This window comes from Burkholderia sp. Ax-1720 (assembly GCF_011753035.1).
GTDB classification, from domain to species: domain Bacteria; phylum Pseudomonadota; class Gammaproteobacteria; order Burkholderiales; family Burkholderiaceae; genus Burkholderia; species Burkholderia gladioli.
In genome coordinates this window covers 1-15,206 of record NZ_VWWK01000167.1, presented here as the reverse complement: position 1 = coordinate 15,206, position 15,206 = coordinate 1, and the positions used below count along the sequence as shown (strand labels likewise).

Here is a 15,206-nt window from a genome sequence, read left to right as displayed (position 1 = left end):
AAGCTGCTGGCCGACGTGCTGCAGCGCGAGGTGGCCACCGTCACCGGCGCGGCCGAGGGCGGCGCCTATGGCGCGGTGCTGGCGGCCGGGGTCGGCGCAGGCTGGTGGGCCTCGCTCGACGAGGCGGCCGGCACGCTGGCCGTGACCTCGCGCGTGGCGCCCGACAGCAGGCTCGGCGCGCTCTACGACGCCCGTTTCGACACGCTGCGCACGCTCTACGACACGCTGCGCCCCGTGTTCCAGCAGATCGCCGCGGAGCCTGCTCCGCCCGCATCCCTCGGCGGCCGCGACCCCGGCCGGCCCTCACCGGAGGCCACGCGCCCATGACCCGTTCCGCCAGCCGCCCGCTCGGGCAGTCGCCCGTGCAGTTCGACCCGCTCGACCCGCTCGACCGCCAGGCCGGCGTCGAGGCCGTGGTGTTCGACCTCGACGGCACGCTCGTCGACACGGCACCCGACATCACCGCGGCGGTCAACCGCCTGCTCGCCACCCACGGCCTGCCGCCGCAGACGGTCCGCTTCGTCGAGCAGTTCATCGGCGAGGGCTCGTTCGGCCTGATCGACAAGCTCTACCGGGGCCTGGGCCTGCACTTCGAACCCGCGCGCGTGGCGGCCGACGTCGAGACCTACCTGGCGATCTACCGGCGCCATCCGGTGGCGCACGCCACCGTCTACGCCGACGCGCTGGCGGCGATCCCGGCCCTGCACGCGGCCGGGCTGCGGCTCGGCGTCTGTACCAACAAGGCGCAGGGCCTGGCGCTGGCCGTGCTCGAGCACTTCGGAATCGCGCGATACTTCACAGCCGTGGTGGGCGGCGATACGCTCGCCGAGCGCAAGCCGCATCCGCGCCACCTGCTCGCCACCCTGGAGCAGCTCGAGGCCTCGCCCTCGCGCACGCTCTACGTGGGCGACACCCGCATCGACGCGCAATGCGCGGAGGCGGCCGGCGTGCGCTGCCTGATCGTCAACTGGGGCACCGGCCCCGGCGTGCCGGTGGCGGCCGGCGCGCGCCTCGAATCCTTTACCGAACTTGTGACACGCTGCGCGGCGCTCAATGCCCCGCGCGAGCCGGGAGCCTGATGAAAAACGACCTGTTGCGCCGCATCGCGCTGGAACGCCCGTCGCTGACGGGCGCCACCATGCGCATCGCCGACGTGCTGCTGAACGCGCCGGAGGCGGCGCTCAAGATGAGCATGGCCGAGCTGTCCGAGGCCGCGCAGACCAGCGACCCGACCGTGGTGCGCTTCTTCCGCCGCTTCGACTGCGTCGACTACCAGGACTTCAAGGTCCGCTTCGGCCAGGGCCTGATTCCGCAGGCGCCGTTCGACTACGAGGCGATCACCGGCGAGGACACGCCGGCCGACGTCTGCGGCAAGATCGTCAACAACTCGCTGCACGCGATCCAGCGCTTCGCCTCGGACGTCGATTCGGCCGCCATCGAGCGCGCCGTCACGCACCTGATCGCGGCCAAGGGGATCTTCCTGTTCGGGCTCGGCATCTCCGAGACGATCGCCTTCGACGCCGAGCACAAGTTCTTCCGGCTCGGCCTGCATTGCCGCGTGGTGCTGGAGAGCCAGCGCCAGTTGCTGCTCGCGCCCACCCTGCGCGACGACGAGGTGGCGGTGTTCTTCTCGCATTCGGGTTCCACCAAGTCGCTGGTGATGGCCGCGGCGATGGCCAGGGGCAAGGGCGCGGTGACCATCGCGATCTGCGCGCCCGGCTCGCGCCTGGCGCAGACCTGCGACCTGACCATCGCGGTGCCGGCCTACGAGAACACCGAGCTGTACACGCCGCTGACGGCGCGCATCAACCACCTGCTGGTGGTCAACATGCTGGTGGCGATGCTGGGCTTGAGGCAAGGGCGCGAGCTGCCCGACAACCTGGCCGCGCTCGACCCCTGGTTCACCGACAAATTCATGGACTGAGCCCGGCGCCGCGCATGGCGCCGGCGAGATCCGCCGACCTTTCAGAACGGAGACACGATTGAGCACGCACATCGAACCGGGTTATGCCCACCTGCAGCCCGCCAACAAGCAGGACGAGGCCAAGCTGGTCTCGGGCATCAAGGCCGTCGATCACTACCTGCGATCCGGCATGAAGGTCGGGCTCGGCTCGGGCACCACCTCGCACTGGTTCGTGCGCGCGCTCGCGCCGCGCGTGCGCGACGGCCTGGAGATCGTCGGCGTGCCGACCTCGAACGCCACGCGCGAGCTGGCGCTCGAACTCGGCGTGCCGCTCACCGACCTCGGCCAGATCGACCGCCTCGACGTGACCATCGACGGCGCCGACGAGATCGATCGCGAGGGCAGCATGATCAAGGGCGGCGGCGCCTGCCTGCTGTGGGAGAAGATCGTCGCGGCGGCCTCGCGCAAGATGGTGGCGGTGGTCGACGACAAGAAGGTGTTCGACACGCTGGGGCGGTTCCCGCTGCCGATCGAGGTGATCCCGTTCGGCTGGCAGAGCACCGAACGGCTGCTGCGCGAACTGTTCGTGTCGGCCGGTTTCGCGCCCGCGGTGAGGATCGAGCGGCGCATGCGCGATGGGCAACTGGTGGTGACCGACAGCGGCAACTGGATCCTCGACTGCCATCTGGAGGCGATCGCCGAGCCGCGCGCGCTCGCGCCGCGCTTCAACGCGATTCCCGGCGTGGTCGAGAACGGCCTGTTCGTCGGCATCGCCAGCGAGATGATCGTCGGCTACGCCGACGGCCGCGCCGAGATCGTGCGCTTCGCCGGGAGCGCGTCGTGAGCGGGCCCGCGATGCTCGACAGCTTCCGGCTCGACGGCGACATCTGCGTGGTGACGGGCGGTGCCCAGGGGATCGGCCGCGCCATCGCGCGCGGCCTGGCCGAGGCCGGCGCGACGGTGGTGATCGCCGATCGCGACGCCGCACTCGGCCAGCATGCCGCCGACGAGATCGGCGGCGGTTTCGTGCAGCTCGACGTGACCGACTCGGCCTCGGTCGATGCCGCCTTCGACGCGGTGGTGGCGCGCCACGGGCGCCTCGACGTGCTGGTCAACAACGCCGGCGTGGTGCGCAACGCGCCCGCGCTCGACACCGACGACGCGGCCTGGCGCGCGGTGCTGGCCGTCAATCTCGACGGGGTGTTCTATTGCGCGCGCAGCGCGGCGCGCCACATGCTGCCGCGCCGCTCGGGGCGCATCGTCAATATCGCCAGCATGAGCGGCTCGATCGTCAACAAGCCGCAGCCGCAGGCGTCCTACAACGCCTCCAAGGCGGGCGTGATCCACCTGACGCGCTCGCTGGCCGCCGAATGGGCCGCCGACGGCGTTCGCGTCAACTCCATCTCGCCCGGCTACGTGGGCACCGAGCTGACCCAGCGCGGCTTCGACAACCAGGCCTGGCGCGAGCAATGGCTCGGCGGCACGCCGCTCGCGCGCATGGCGCGGCCCGAGGAGATCGCGCCGGGGGTGATCTTCCTGGCCTCGCGCGCGAGCGCCTTCGTGACCGGCACGGACCTGGTGATGGACGGCGGCTACACGGTCTGGTGAGGGCAGGGCGGCGGCGCCAGCGCAGCCGGAAATCGTATCGACCCATCGACTCAATTGCGGAAAGAACCATCATGACCATCGAGGAAGGCGTCGCCGCGTTGCGCGACGCGCTCGGCGCGCAGATCGTCGCGCTGCCGGAGGAGTTCGGCGATCGCCGCGTGGAGGACTGGAGCGGCATCGGCGGGGCGCGGCCGCGCGCGCTGCTGCGCCCGCGCAGCACGGAGGAGGTGTCGCGGGCGCTGGCGATCTGCTCGCGGCACGGCTTGCCGGTCGTCACCCAGGGCGGGCTGACGGGGCTGGTCGGCAGCGCCAACGCGCTGGGCGGCGAAGTGGCCCTGAGCCTGGAGCGGATGAACCGCATCGTCGAGATCGACGCCGTGTCGGGCACCATGACGGTGGAAGCCGGCGCGGTGCTGCAGAGCGTGCAGGACGCGGCCGCCGCGGCCGGCTTCTATTTCCCGCTCGACCTCGGCGCGCGCGGCAGTTGCACGATCGGCGGCAACCTCGCCACCAACGCGGGCGGCAATCGCGTCATCAAGTACGGCATGATGCGCGACCAGGCGCTCGGCCTGGAGGCGGTGCTGGCCAGCGGCGAGGTGGTGGGCGGCCTCGACAAGATGATCAAGAACAACAGCGGCTACGACCTGCGGCACCTGCTGATCGGCAGCGAGGGCACGCTGGCGGTGATCACGCGCGCGGTGCTGCGGCTGCGGCCCCGGCCCACCGCGGTGGCCACCGCCTGGTGCGGGCTGCCCGATTTCGCGGCGGTCACCACGCTGCTGGCGCGCGCCCAGGCGGGGCTCGCCGCCGGCGTGTCGGCCTTCGAGGTGATGTGGGCCGGCTATCACGACGCGGTGCTCGCCAACCTGCCGAACTTGCGCGCGCCGCTGGCGGGCGCGCATCCGTTCTACGTGCTGCTGGAAAGCGTCGGCACCGATCCGGCGCGGCACGAGGAGGGCTTCGTCGAATTCCTGGCCGAGATGCTCGGCGAGGAGATCGTGACCGACGCGGCGATCGCCTCGTCCGAGGCGCATGCCCGCGATTTCTGGGCGATCCGCGATGCGCCGGGCGAGTACCAGCGCTTCATTCCCGATCACGCCGCCTACGACGTGAGTTTCTCGATCGCCCAGGTCGGCGAGGCGGCGCAGCGGCTCGAGGCGCGGCTGCGCGCGCGCTGGCCCGATGCACTGGTGATGACCTACGGGCATCTCGGCGACGGCAACATCCATGTCGTGGTGGACGTGCCGGGCATGGACCGGCATCGCCACGAGGAGATCGACGCGATCGTCTATGCCATCACCGGCGAATTCGGCGGCTCGATCTCGGCCGAGCACGGCATCGGCACCAAGAAGCGCGAGCACCTGGGGCAGTGCCGGCGCGAGACCGATATCGCCGCGATGCGCGCCATCAAGCAGGCGCTCGACCCGCGTAACCTGCTCAATCCCGGCAAGATCTTCTAGCCGGCGAGCCTGAGGGGATGAACGGGCTCGATCACGCGCGTCGCCACGCCGCCACCGACGCGAACGCGCAGGATGCCGATCTGTGGCGCTGGTTCTCCCTGCTGGTGGACGAGCGGCGGATCCGCTGGTGCCAGGCGGGCGGCCAGTGGCTGGTCAGCGTCGATCATCGGCACGTCGCCACCGAGGAGAGTTTCGATCGCGCGGTGCGCGAGGCGCGGCTGGCCGCGGGGCGCGGGCCCAGGCGGCGCCGGGCGGCCTAGGCGCGGCGGGGGGCAGGCTCGCGGGCGGGAAGCATGGCGGGAAGCGCGGCGGCATTCGGCCGCCGCCTTGTCGACGACTCGTCGTCACAGCCCGCGTGCCACGCGTTGCGCGAGCGTGGTCAGGTCGACCAGCAGCCGCGTCTCGCGCTGCGGCGTGAGCCGGTCGACCGGCACGCTGGTGCTGACGGCGATCCGCTTGCCCGCCGAGGACACCCCCACGAACACGGCCAGGCAGGCCAGCCCCGTGCAGGCCTCCTCGCGCTCGATCGCGTAGGCGCGTTCGCGCACCTCGGCCAGCGCGGCCAGCAGGTCGGCGCGGCGCGTGAGCGAATGCTCGGTCAGCGCGCGCAGCCGCGCCGGCATGATCATCTGCACGGTTTCGTCGTCGAGGCTGGCGAGCAGCGCCTTGCCGAGCGCCGAGCAATGCGCCGGCAGCCGCGAGCCGATGTCGGAAACCAGCCGCACCGCGCGCGACGGATCCTCGCGCGCCAGGTAGACCACCTCGGCGCGATCCAGCACGGCCATCTGCACCGCCTCGTTGTGCTTCGCCACGAACCACGCGGCCTCGCGACGGAACGCGTCGAGCGTGAAGTCGGCCAGCAGGTAGGTGCTGCCGATCTCGAACAGGGCCACGCCGATCGCGTAGCCGTCGCCGATCTTGACCAGCCACTGGCGCCGCTCCAGCGCCTCCAGCGTCAGGTACAGCGTGCTGCGCGGCATGCCGGTCAGCGCCAGCAGGTCCTTCGCGGAGGTCGGGCGGCGGCTCGTCTTGAGCGCCTCGAGGATGTCGTGGACCCGCGCGATGGCGGGCACGTCGGTGGGTTTGTCGGGCATCGCGGCCTCGTGGTTGGCGGGCGCCGGCCGGCGGCCCCGGTCGATGTGTCCAGCGGGCTGGATTATACGCCGGCCCCTTGGACAGCCGGGCAGGGGGCCCGTAGCATCGTGCGCATCCCAAACTGGAGACATCGATGAACGCCCCGACCCCCTCGACCCCCTCGACCCCCTCGACCCCCTCGACCCCCTCGACCCAAGCCCACCCGATCGACGCCCTGCTGCCCGCCGATCTCGACGACGCGCTGCTGGTGGGCCGCGTCTGGCGCAAGACCGCGGCCTTCGAGGGCCCCAGCGTGGTGGTGGTGCGCGGCGGCGAGCTGTTCGACATCACGGCGGCGGCGCCGACCACGGCCGACCTGTTCGACCAGGCGGACCCGGCCGGCTTCGCCCGGCAGGCCGAGGGCGAGCCGCTCGGTTCGGCGCGCGAGCTGCTGGCCGCGCAGCTGGATGGCGGGGCGTCGCCCGCGCTGCGCCTGCTCGCGCCTTGCGACGTGCAGGCCATCAAGGCCTGCGGCGTGACCTTCGCGGTCAGCCTGGTCGAGCGCGTGATCGAGGAGCAGGCGGCCGGCGACGCGAGCCGCGCCGAGGAAGTGCGCGCCACCATCCAGCATGCGATCGGCACCGACCTGTCGCAGGTCGTGCCGGGTTCCGAGGCGGCCATGAAGCTCAAGCGCGAGCTGCAGGCGCGGGGCGTCTGGTCGCAATACCTGGAGGTCGGCATCGGGCCCGACGCCGAGGTGTTCACCAAGTCGCAGCCGATGTCGGCGGTCGGTTTCGCGAGCGAGGTCGGGCTGCTGCCGATCTCCACCTGGAACAATCCCGAGCCCGAGGTGGTGCTGGCCGTCAATGCGCGCGGCGCGGCGGTGGGCGCCACGCTCGGCAACGACGTCAACCTGCGCGATATCGAGGGCCGCTCGGCGCTGCTGCTGGGCAAGTGCAAGGACAACAACGCCTCCTGCGCGATCGGCCCCTTCGTGCGCCTGTTCGACACGCGCTTCACGATCGACACGGTGCGCCAGGCTTCGGTGGCGCTGCGCATCGAGGGCGAGGACGGCTTCGTGCTCGACGGCGTGAGCCACATGTCCGAGATCAGCCGCGATCCGCTCGACCTGGTCGCACAGACCTGCGGCACGCATCATCAATACCCGGACGGCTTCATGCTGTTCCTCGGCACCATGTTCTCGCCGATCCAGGACCGCGACCAGGCCGGCGCCGGCTTCACGCACCACCTGGGCGACAGCGTGCGGATCTCGACCGCCTCGCTGGGCGCGCTGGTCAATCGCGTCTCGCTGTGCACCGAGGTCGCGCCCTGGGAATTCGGCACGCGTGCCTTGTTCCGCAATCTCGCCGCGCGCGGCCTGGTGCGCTGAGCCGGTTTTTTCCCGCTTCCTTGTCGGCTTCCCCTCCGGCGGCGGCGCGCGATGCGTGCCGCCGCCTGCCCGGTTCGTCCACGCCGGCACGCCGCACCGGCGCGGTGCAAGCCGGCGCGGACCTCGAACCGAGCCATCCTGCTTCGTCGAAGCCCATCGGTATCCGAAGCATCGCCGATGCCGCGACGATGAGCCGGGCAATCCGCTGATCATTTCCTCTCGCTTCCCGCTGCGCCTTCCGTCTTCCTTCCTGTCGTCCTTTCCGTTTCGAACCGCTGTTCCGAATTCCGCCGATCGCGCGGAATAATCGCCGGCTCTCGCGCGTTCAGCATCAGGTACACGCAACAACACCAGCGCGCGACGCCCCCGCGAGGTCGGGCATGGCGCCCGCCGCTGAACGAAGAGACGGAGTCATGGAATGAAGGAAGTGGACAAGCCCCTGCCCGCGGGAGCCAGCCGCAGGATCGCGGTGGTCGGTGCGGGGCAGGCGGGCCTGCAGACCAGCCTGGCGCTGCTCGCGCGCGGGCACGCGGTCACGCTGGTGGCCGAGCGCGATGCGGACGATGTCGAGCGCGGCCGCGTGATGTCGAGCCAGTGCCTGTTCGGCAGCGCCTTGCGGCTCGAGCGCGAGGCCGGCATCGAGCATGGCCGCGACGCCTGTCCGCCGATCAACGCGATCAGCTTCGCGGTGGCCGATCCACACAGCCCGAACGGCAAGGCGATCGCCTGGCGCGGGGCGCTCACGCGCGGCGCGGCCGCGATCGACCAGCGCATCAAGTTCGCCGCCGCCTTGCGCAGCGTGCGCGCCAAGGGGGGCGAGGTGCGCATCGCCACCGCCGACGTGGCGCTGCTGGAGGAGCTGGCCGCCTCGCACGAGCTGGTGCTGGTGGCCACCGGCAAGGGCGAGCTCGGCCAACTGTTCGAGCGCGACGCGGTGCGCTCGGTGTTCCGCGGGCCGCAGCGCTCGCTCGCGCTGACCTTCCTGCATTGCGACGGCCGCGTCGGGCCCGCCGACGCGGTCAGTTTCAATGTCGTGCCGGGCGCCGGCGAGATTTTCGTGATGCCGGCGCTGACGCATTCCGGGCCCTGTCACGTGGCGGTGTTCGAGGCCATGCCGGGCGGCCCGCTGGACGGCTGGCGCGACGTGCGCTCGGCCACCGCCCACCTGAGCCGTTCGCTCGAACTGCTGCGGCGCTTCACGCCCTGGGAGCTCGACGCCTGCCGTTATGTCGAGCTGACCGATGCGAACGGCACGCTGACCGGCTCGGTCACGCCCACCGTGCGTCATCCGATCGCCATCCTGCCTTCCGGGCGCGCCGTGCTCGGCATGGGCGACGCGGTGGTGCTGCACGATCCGATCACGGGGCAGGGCGCGAACAGCGCGGCCAAGTGCAGCGCGAGCTACGTGGCCTCGATCAGCGCGCGCGGCAGCCTGCCGTTCGGCCATGACTGGATGCTGTCGACGTTCGCCGCCTACTGGCGCGAGGCCGTCTACACGGTGCAGTGGAGCAATTCCCTGCTGATGGCGCCGGCGCCGCACGTGCTGGGCCTGTTCGGCGCGGCGCAGCGCAACCCCGCGCTGGCCGCGCGCATCGCCGACGGCTTCGACGACCCGTCCAGCCTGTTTCCGGCCTGGACCGATCCCGATGCCTGCGATGCCTTGCGTTATTCGGTGGGGGGCTGACGAGGGCGCGGGCGAGGTCGAGCGTCGTCCTCACCCGGCCGCGTAGGCCTCGGTGATGGCCTGGCCCGCCGCGTCGAGATCGACGGGATGCCGCTGCTGTTCGAGCGCGCTGCCGTAGGCGACGATGCTCGCGTGCACGGCGTCCTCGGTCGCGCGCAGGCCGGTGTGGTTCAGGCGCAGCACGCGCGCGGCGATCTCGCCCACGCCCGGCGTGAGCTCGACACCGTGGCGGCGCGCATGCGAGATCAGCAGCGTGCCGTCGATGCCGGGCGGCACCGGCGCGGTGGTGACCAGCGCCGAGGCGGCCTCGTCGCGCGCGATCCAGGGCCTCACGCCGAGCGCGCGCAATGCGTCGCGGCAGGCGCGCGCGGCCCGTGCATGACGCGCGACGGTCTGCGCGATGCCTTCCGCCTCGATCCGGTCGAGCGCGGCTTCCAGCGCATGGAATTCGAGCGGCGCGGGCGTGCCCGGCAGCGCGCCGCGGCCGCGTTCGAGCCAGTCGCGGCGCAGCCCGGCCAGCGACAGGCTGGAAGGCGCCGCATGGGCGGGCGCGGCCAGCCGCTCCCAGGCGCGCGCGTTGAGCGCTACCGCCGAAATGCCGGCCGGCCCGGCCAGCGCCTTCTGCGGGCCGATCACGGCGATATCGACCCCCAGTGCGTCGAGCGCCAGTTCGTGGCCGCCGACCGAGGCCACCGCATCCACCACGCACAGCGCATCGCGCGAACGCGCCAGCGCGGCCAGCGCTGCGAGCGGGTTCAGCGCGCCCGTCGACGATTCGGCATGCACGGCGGCCAGCAGGTCGATGTGCCCGAGCGCCTCGGCGGCGGCCGTCACGGCCTCGATCTCGATCGCCTGTCCCGCTTCGGCCGCGACCTCGTGCACGCTGGCGCCGCCGCGCCGCAACCACGCGCCGAACCAGGCGCCGTAAGGGCTGGTGACGACATTGAGCGCCACCAGGCCCGGCCGCGCCAGGCTGGTCGCCACCGCCTCCAGCGCGAGCATCGCCTCGGCCTGGATGAACAGCAGGTCGCCGCGCGTGGCGAGCAGATGCTTGAGACGATCGGCGAGCCGCGCGTAGCCGTGGTCCGGATAGGGCGGCGGATCGAGCAGCAGATGGGAATCGAGGCGAATCATGGCGAGCGCGAGAGCGGGGCGCGGGCGGGCGGCCCGTGATGGACAGGTCCGGCGCGGCACACGCCGGGAATCGATCAGTCTGACACGCCGGGCGCCGCGCTCGACGCGCGGCGCGCAGCCAGTAGCGTCGATGCGAAGTTGGGGCGTCCGGTGTCGGCGGCGAACTCGCAAGCCGGCGGCGAGATCGTCGCTCTGGCGCCTGCGCCCATTCGCGGTGGATTGTTGTCGTCCGGACAACGTCGCGTGGGCATTCGCGGTGCTACTGGCCTTCGCTCCCGCTGACTACTATCTGTCACGCGTGCTTTCGACAAGCAGGAAAACGAAGCGCGCGACACTCGTAGCCGTGCTGGCGAAGCGTATCGCGCGGTGCGGCGCGGCTCACCGTAACGACTCAACTGGACGATTGAAAATGAGCGAAACAACTCGCAATGTGCGGCCGGTCATCGCCAGGCTCGGCGGGCAAGAGGCAGGCGAACTCGTGTCGTCCCGCTACGCCGTGCGCGTGGGCGAGCTCGACGTCGTGCTGATCAGCGACGGCGTCCTGCCGCTGCCCACCTCCACCATGTCGACCAACGTCGGCGAAGCCGAGCGCAACGCATGGTTCGACGGCCGTTTCCTGCAGCGTGACATGTTCGACTGGGCGCTGAATATCGCGCTGGTGCGCAGCGGCGACCGGCTGATCCTGATCGACTCCGGCGTGGGCGACGGTTTCGAGTATTTCACGCGCGCCGGCCGCGCGGTGATGCGCCTGGAATCGGCCGGTATCGACCTGGCCGCGATTACCGACATCGTGATCACGCACATGCACATGGACCACGTCGGCGGCCTGAACGTTGCCGGCATCAAGGCCAGGCTGCGCCCGGACGTGCGCATTCACGTGTCGGCCAGGGAAGTGGCGTTCTGGCAGGATCCGGACTTCAGCAAGACGGTGATGCCGGAAACCGTGCCTCCCGCCCTGCGCAAGGCGGCCGCGACCTTCGTGGAGATCTACGGCGAAAACATCGTCCAGTTCGACCAGGTGGTGGAGGTGGCCAAGGGCGTGTCGGCGCGCGTGACGGGTGGGCACACGCCGGGGCACTGCGTGGTGGACGTGGCATCCGGCGGCGAAAAACTGACCTTCGTGGGCGATGCGATCTTCCAGGTCAACTTCGACCATCCCGACTGGCAGAACGGCTTCGAGCACGATCCCGAAGAGGCGGCGCGGGTGCGCGTCGCGCTACTCGACGAAGCCGTCGAAACCGGCGCCCTGCTGGCCGCCGCGCACGTCGCGTTCCCCTCGATCGGCCACGTGGCCAGGCAGGGCCAGGGCTTCCATTTCGTGCCGGTGGTATGGGACTACTGACCGTGAGAGCGAAGACTTCCCTGTCCGTCATCGCATGCGCGTTCGTTGCGCTGGCGCTGACCCCCGCGGCAGCCCGCGCGGAGTCGTTCACGATCGAGGTCGACGGCCTGCGCGACGGGTACTTTTCGAACCAGCAGGTGTATGGAGGCTTCGGCTGTCACGGGGAGAACGTATCGCCGCGCATTTCATGGGCTCACGTTCCGCGCGGCACGAAGAGCCTGGTCGTGACGATTTTCGACCCCGATGCGCCGACCGGAGGACTGGGCTGGACGCATTGGGCGGTCGTCAACATCCCGCCGTCCGAATCGTCGCTCGACAGCGGCGCTTCCGGCAATCCGAAGCGTTTGCCGGCGGGCGCGGTCGAGACCTTGACGGATTTCGGCGAGTCCGCATACGGTGGACCGTGCCCGCCCAAGGGGGAATCGCATCGATATGTCGTGACGGCGTCCGCGCTCGACGTGGCACGAATCGAGGTGGCTCCGGCGGCGAGTCCCGCCGTCGTCGCGTATCAGATGCATGGCAGAGTCATTGCCCAGGCGAAGTACGTGGCCAGGTACCGCCGCGCGCCGACCGGCGATTGAGGACGCTCGACGCTGGCGAATCGCGGCGCCGGTGCAAGCCGGTTACCTCGGCAACACCAGCTCCGCGTCGAGCCCCGCGATCCGCCCGTCTTCCACGCGATTCTTCAGCACCAGTGTGCCGCCATGCGCGGTGGCGATGCCGCGCGCGATGGTCAGCCCCAGCCCGGTACCTTCCGGCGCCGGCCGACCTTCGCGGCCGCCCGCCCGGAAGTAAGGCTCGAACACGCGTTCCAGCAGCGCCGGATCCGGCAAGCCCGGCCCGTGATCCCGAATCACGATGCGCAGCGAGCCGCCGTGCTCGTCGACGTGGATCGACACCTCGTCCTCGCCGGCGCCGCCATGGCGGATCGCATTGTCCAGCAGGTTCTGCAGGCCGCGCTTCAGGTTGCGCGCGAACCCCGGGTAGGGCGCGCCGGCATGCCCCTCGATACGCACCGCGTGGCCGGCATCGCGCGCGTCCTCGGCCAGCCCCGCCAGCATCGAATCGATGTCGATGCGCTGGCGCGGCTCGGTGATCTCGATGCCCTGCACCGCGTCCAGCGTGGCGCGTACCATCGCCTCCATCTCGTCCAGGTCGCCGCGCAGGCGCTCGCGCCAGAGCGGATCGGGCAGCATCTCGGCGCGCAGCCGCAGGCGCGTGAGCGGCGAGCGCAGGTCGTGCGAGACGGCGCTCAGCAGCCGCGTGCGTTCGCCGAAGCTGTCGATCAGGCGCTGCTGCATCGCGTTGAAGGCCTTCGCGGCGCTGCGCACTTCCTGCGGGCCGTCGACGGCGAGCGGCGCCTGGTAGATGTTGCGGCCGAGCGCCTCGGCGGCCTTCGCGAAGCTGCGCAGCGGCCGCAGCGCGAAGCGCACCGCCACGAAGGCGAGCAGGCAGACCGCCGCGAGGCGCACCAGGTAGAGCCGCAGCAGGTAGTCGGCCACCAGCGTGCCCGGCTCGCTGTGCATGCCCGCCTGCCCCTCGTGCGCGACCACGTCGAGCCAGCCCTGGCCCGGCACCTGCAGTTGCAGGTGGAAGTCGCCCATCGGCATGCGCGAATCGAACAGGCTCAGGATGCCGCGATGCCGGCCCGCGTCGTCGCGCAGCTCGGCATCGAGCAGCCGCAGCTCGACGTGCTGGCCGAGCCGCCGCTCGATGACGCCCGAGATCAGCCCGCCGGTGGCGCGCAGCACCAGGTTCGGCGCGGCGCGCGCCGGCTCGGGCGTGTCGACCGGGCGCAACTGGTAGCGCGCGTCCGACAGGCGCGCGAGCGTGGCTTCGCGCGTGGCGGCATCGGGCGCGTTCCGGAGCAGGCGGATGGTATCGGCCAGCCGGCTGGCGAACAGCCGCGAGGGGATCTCGAGCGTGCGGTAATCGTGGGTGTCGAACCAGATGGTGCTGGTCAGCAACTGGCCGGCGAACATGCCGGCCGCAAGGGTCACCACGAGACGGCCGAACAGCGAGTCGGGCCACAGGCGCAGGGTCATGGGCGTGACGGGCAGAGAGGATCCAGGAAACAGGCGAGGGCGCCGGCAGGCGCGGCGGCGCTCGTGCAACGGCGACGCTGACGCGACCTTACCGCGAACCGCCGCTGCGCGCGAGCAGATGCCAAGGCTCGCGCGAGCCCGGCGAACGAAGGTTTCGGCAGGCAATGCGGTAAGGCGCGGAGCGCCAACACATTCCATTACAAAAGCCGCCCGGCGCAACACACCGACATTACAAAGCGCCGCTACAGTGTCGGCCACGCACAAATAGCAATCGTTCTCATTTGAGATGTCAACCATGCCGATTTCCCGCTTCGTCCGCGCGGCCCGCGCCCACCTGAAGCTCGCCGAGCCGGCGCGCCGCGCCGCGAACCTGGCGGCCGCCGCCATCGTGCTGGGCGCCGCCGCCGTCTGCGCCTCGCCGGCCATGGCGCAGGCCCCGGCCGCGCCGGCCGCCGCCATGACCGTCACCGACCTGGCCGGGCGCACCATCCGGATTCCGGCCGCCGACCCGAAGCGCATCCTGCTCGGCGAGAGCCGCACGCTCGAGGCGGTGGCGCTGCTCGAAGGCCAGCATCCGCTGGCGCGCATCGTCGGCTGGCAGGGCGACCTGCCGACCATGGACCCGCAGCGCTTCAACGCCTATGCGCAGCGCTTCCCCGCGATCCGCGAGATCCCGCTGATCGGCCGCGCCAGCGAGGACAGCATCAGCGACGAGAAGGCGCTCGCGCTCAAGCCCGACGTGGCGATCTTCAGCATCGCGGGCCACGGCCCGAGCCGCTACAACGCGCTGGTCAAGCAACTGGAGGCGACCGGCACCACGGTGGTGTTCATCGACTTCCGCCTGCATCCGATGCAGGACACGCTGCCCAGCATCCGCCTGCTCGGCCAGGTGCTGCATCGCGAGCAGGCCGCCAGCGACTACCTCGCCTTCTACCAGCAGCACCTGGCGCGCGTGCAGCAGGTGGTCGGCGCGATTCCCGAGGCGCAGCGGCCCAAGGTGTTCATCGACATGCTGGCGGGCGTGTGGGATGCCGGCTGCTGCCACACGGCCGGCAAGGGCAACTTCGGCGAATTCATCAGCGCCGCGGGCGGCCGCAATATCGCGGCGGACCTGCTGCCCGGCGTGCTCGGCGACCTGAGCATGGAGCAGATCATCGCCTCGCGGCCCGACGTCTATATCGCCACCGGCTCGCGCACCAAGCCGGGGCTGGCCTCGCTGCGCGTCGGCGCGCAGACCAGCGAGCAGGACGCGCGCGCCAGCCTCGCGCAACTGGTGGCGCGGCCCGGCTTCGACACCATCAAGGCGATCCACGACGGCCGCGTGCACGGCATCGCCCACGACTACTACGACTCGCCCTACAACATCATCGCGATCGAGGCCTTCGCGAAGTGGTTCTACCCGGATCGCTTCAAGGCGCTCGACGTCAAGGCGACCCAGGCCGAGCTGTACCGGCGCTTCCTGGCGGTGCCGGTGACGGGCACCGAATGGGTCGACACGCCGCTGCCGGCCGCCGGCCAGCAGGCGGCGCGATGAGCGCGCCCGCGCCGGGCGCGGCGTCGGCCGCG

14 protein-coding genes and 1 pseudogene are annotated in these 15,206 nt (G+C 71.2%); 12 read left to right on the top strand and 3 right to left on the bottom strand.

All coding sequences use genetic code 11. The features are described 5' to 3' along the window. The 7 genes and pseudogenes from F3J18_RS29935 to F3J18_RS29905 form a co-directional block, all read left to right on the top strand. Positions 1-327 (top strand): annotated as a pseudogene (locus tag F3J18_RS29935) (hypothetical protein); the annotation flags it as partial. Then, on the top strand, positions 324-1,079 hold the full coding sequence (gene gph, locus F3J18_RS29930) for a phosphoglycolate phosphatase (protein ID WP_166915771.1): 756 nt from the start codon (positions 324-326) through the stop codon (positions 1,077-1,079). The pseudogene F3J18_RS29935 and the gene gph, both read left to right, overlap by 4 nt. Continuing rightward, the gene (locus tag F3J18_RS29925; protein ID WP_166915769.1) at positions 1,079-1,924 is read left to right on the top strand and encodes a MurR/RpiR family transcriptional regulator; all 846 of its coding nucleotides are present in this window, start codon (positions 1,079-1,081) and stop codon (positions 1,922-1,924) included. The genes gph and F3J18_RS29925 overlap by 1 nt, the downstream gene beginning before the upstream one ends. A 58-nt stretch (positions 1,925-1,982) precedes the next feature. Then, positions 1,983-2,747 (top strand): ribose-5-phosphate isomerase RpiA, encoded by a 765-nt coding sequence (gene rpiA, locus F3J18_RS29920; RefSeq protein ID WP_240154788.1) that lies wholly within the window; start codon positions 1,983-1,985, stop codon positions 2,745-2,747. After that, positions 2,744-3,511 (top strand): SDR family oxidoreductase, encoded by a 768-nt coding sequence (locus F3J18_RS29915; RefSeq protein WP_230686106.1) that lies wholly within the window; start codon positions 2,744-2,746, stop codon positions 3,509-3,511. Before rpiA ends, F3J18_RS29915 begins: the two co-directional genes overlap by 4 nt. 71 nt (positions 3,512-3,582) lie before the next feature. After that, positions 3,583-4,971, top strand: coding sequence for an FAD-binding oxidoreductase (locus F3J18_RS29910; protein ID WP_166915767.1), 1,389 nt, complete (start codon positions 3,583-3,585; stop codon positions 4,969-4,971). Between the two features lie 17 nt (positions 4,972-4,988). After that, the gene (locus F3J18_RS29905; protein WP_025098033.1) at positions 4,989-5,231 is read left to right on the top strand and encodes a hypothetical protein; all 243 of its coding nucleotides are present in this window, start codon (positions 4,989-4,991) and stop codon (positions 5,229-5,231) included. 84 nt (positions 5,232-5,315) lie between these two features. On the opposite strand, the gene F3J18_RS29900 is transcribed toward F3J18_RS29905, so the two are convergent. Continuing rightward, entirely contained in the window at positions 5,316-6,065 is a 750-nt protein-coding gene (locus F3J18_RS29900; RefSeq protein ID WP_013697903.1) for an IclR family transcriptional regulator, read from the bottom strand. Positions 6,066-6,199: 134 nt separating this feature from the next. Here F3J18_RS29900 and F3J18_RS29895 point away from each other — a divergent pair, with 134 nt between their 5' ends. Both F3J18_RS29895 and F3J18_RS29890 read left to right on the top strand, forming a co-directional pair. After that, a complete protein-coding gene (locus F3J18_RS29895) occupies positions 6,200-7,435 on the top strand; it encodes a fumarylacetoacetate hydrolase family protein (RefSeq protein WP_240156455.1) in 1,236 nt (411 codons plus the stop codon). Between the two features lie 418 nt (positions 7,436-7,853). Then, the gene (locus F3J18_RS29890; protein ID WP_166915765.1) at positions 7,854-9,119 is read left to right on the top strand and encodes a styrene monooxygenase/indole monooxygenase family protein; all 1,266 of its coding nucleotides are present in this window, start codon (positions 7,854-7,856) and stop codon (positions 9,117-9,119) included. A 30-nt stretch (positions 9,120-9,149) separates the two neighbouring features. On the opposite strand, the gene F3J18_RS29885 is transcribed toward F3J18_RS29890, so the two are convergent. Further along, positions 9,150-10,253, bottom strand: coding sequence for an aminotransferase class V-fold PLP-dependent enzyme (locus tag F3J18_RS29885; protein WP_166915763.1), 1,104 nt, complete (start codon positions 10,251-10,253; stop codon positions 9,150-9,152). Positions 10,254-10,662: 409 nt separating this feature from the next. On the opposite strand from F3J18_RS29885, the gene F3J18_RS29880 reads away from it, so the two are divergent. Both F3J18_RS29880 and F3J18_RS29875 read left to right on the top strand, forming a co-directional pair. Continuing rightward, positions 10,663-11,595, top strand: coding sequence for an MBL fold metallo-hydrolase (locus tag F3J18_RS29880; RefSeq protein WP_166915761.1), 933 nt, complete (start codon positions 10,663-10,665; stop codon positions 11,593-11,595). Beyond that, on the top strand, positions 11,583-12,176 hold the full coding sequence (locus F3J18_RS29875) for a YbhB/YbcL family Raf kinase inhibitor-like protein (RefSeq protein WP_166915759.1): 594 nt from the start codon (positions 11,583-11,585) through the stop codon (positions 12,174-12,176). The genes F3J18_RS29880 and F3J18_RS29875 overlap by 13 nt, the downstream gene beginning before the upstream one ends. 42 nt (positions 12,177-12,218) lie before the next feature. Here F3J18_RS29875 and F3J18_RS29870 read toward each other — a convergent pair whose 3' ends face one another. Beyond that, the gene (locus F3J18_RS29870; RefSeq protein ID WP_166915757.1) at positions 12,219-13,640 is read right to left on the bottom strand and encodes an ATP-binding protein; all 1,422 of its coding nucleotides are present in this window, start codon (positions 13,638-13,640) and stop codon (positions 12,219-12,221) included. 295 nt (positions 13,641-13,935) lie between these two features. Here F3J18_RS29870 and F3J18_RS29865 point away from each other — a divergent pair, with 295 nt between their 5' ends. Next, entirely contained in the window at positions 13,936-15,174 is a 1,239-nt protein-coding gene (locus tag F3J18_RS29865; RefSeq protein WP_166915755.1) for an ABC transporter substrate-binding protein, read from the top strand. The last annotated feature ends 32 nt before the right edge of the window (positions 15,175-15,206 follow it).

What these genes read in the sequence shown, in the direction of transcription:
- gph (WP_166915771.1), top strand. Translation starts at nt 324, where the DNA reads ATGACCCGTTCCGCCAGCCGCCCGCTCGGGCAGTCGCCCGTGCAGTTC.
- F3J18_RS29925 (WP_166915769.1), top strand. Translation starts at nt 1,079, where the DNA reads ATGAAAAACGACCTGTTGCGCCGCATCGCGCTGGAACGCCCGTCGCTG.
- F3J18_RS29910 (WP_166915767.1), top strand. Translation starts at nt 3,583, where the DNA reads ATGACCATCGAGGAAGGCGTCGCCGCGTTGCGCGACGCGCTCGGCGCG.
- F3J18_RS29905 (WP_025098033.1), top strand. Translation starts at nt 4,989, where the DNA reads ATGAACGGGCTCGATCACGCGCGTCGCCACGCCGCCACCGACGCGAAC.
- F3J18_RS29900 (WP_013697903.1), bottom strand. Translation starts at nt 6,065, where the DNA reads ATGCCCGACAAACCCACCGACGTGCCCGCCATCGCGCGGGTCCACGAC.
- F3J18_RS29895 (WP_240156455.1), top strand. Translation starts at nt 6,200, where the DNA reads ATGAACGCCCCGACCCCCTCGACCCCCTCGACCCCCTCGACCCCCTCG.
- F3J18_RS29890 (WP_166915765.1), top strand. Translation starts at nt 7,854, where the DNA reads ATGAAGGAAGTGGACAAGCCCCTGCCCGCGGGAGCCAGCCGCAGGATC.
- F3J18_RS29885 (WP_166915763.1), bottom strand. Translation starts at nt 10,253, where the DNA reads ATGATTCGCCTCGATTCCCATCTGCTGCTCGATCCGCCGCCCTATCCG.
- F3J18_RS29880 (WP_166915761.1), top strand. Translation starts at nt 10,663, where the DNA reads ATGAGCGAAACAACTCGCAATGTGCGGCCGGTCATCGCCAGGCTCGGC.
- F3J18_RS29875 (WP_166915759.1), top strand. Translation starts at nt 11,583, where the DNA reads ATGGGACTACTGACCGTGAGAGCGAAGACTTCCCTGTCCGTCATCGCA.
- F3J18_RS29870 (WP_166915757.1), bottom strand. Translation starts at nt 13,640, where the DNA reads ATGACCCTGCGCCTGTGGCCCGACTCGCTGTTCGGCCGTCTCGTGGTG.
- F3J18_RS29865 (WP_166915755.1), top strand. Translation starts at nt 13,936, where the DNA reads ATGCCGATTTCCCGCTTCGTCCGCGCGGCCCGCGCCCACCTGAAGCTC.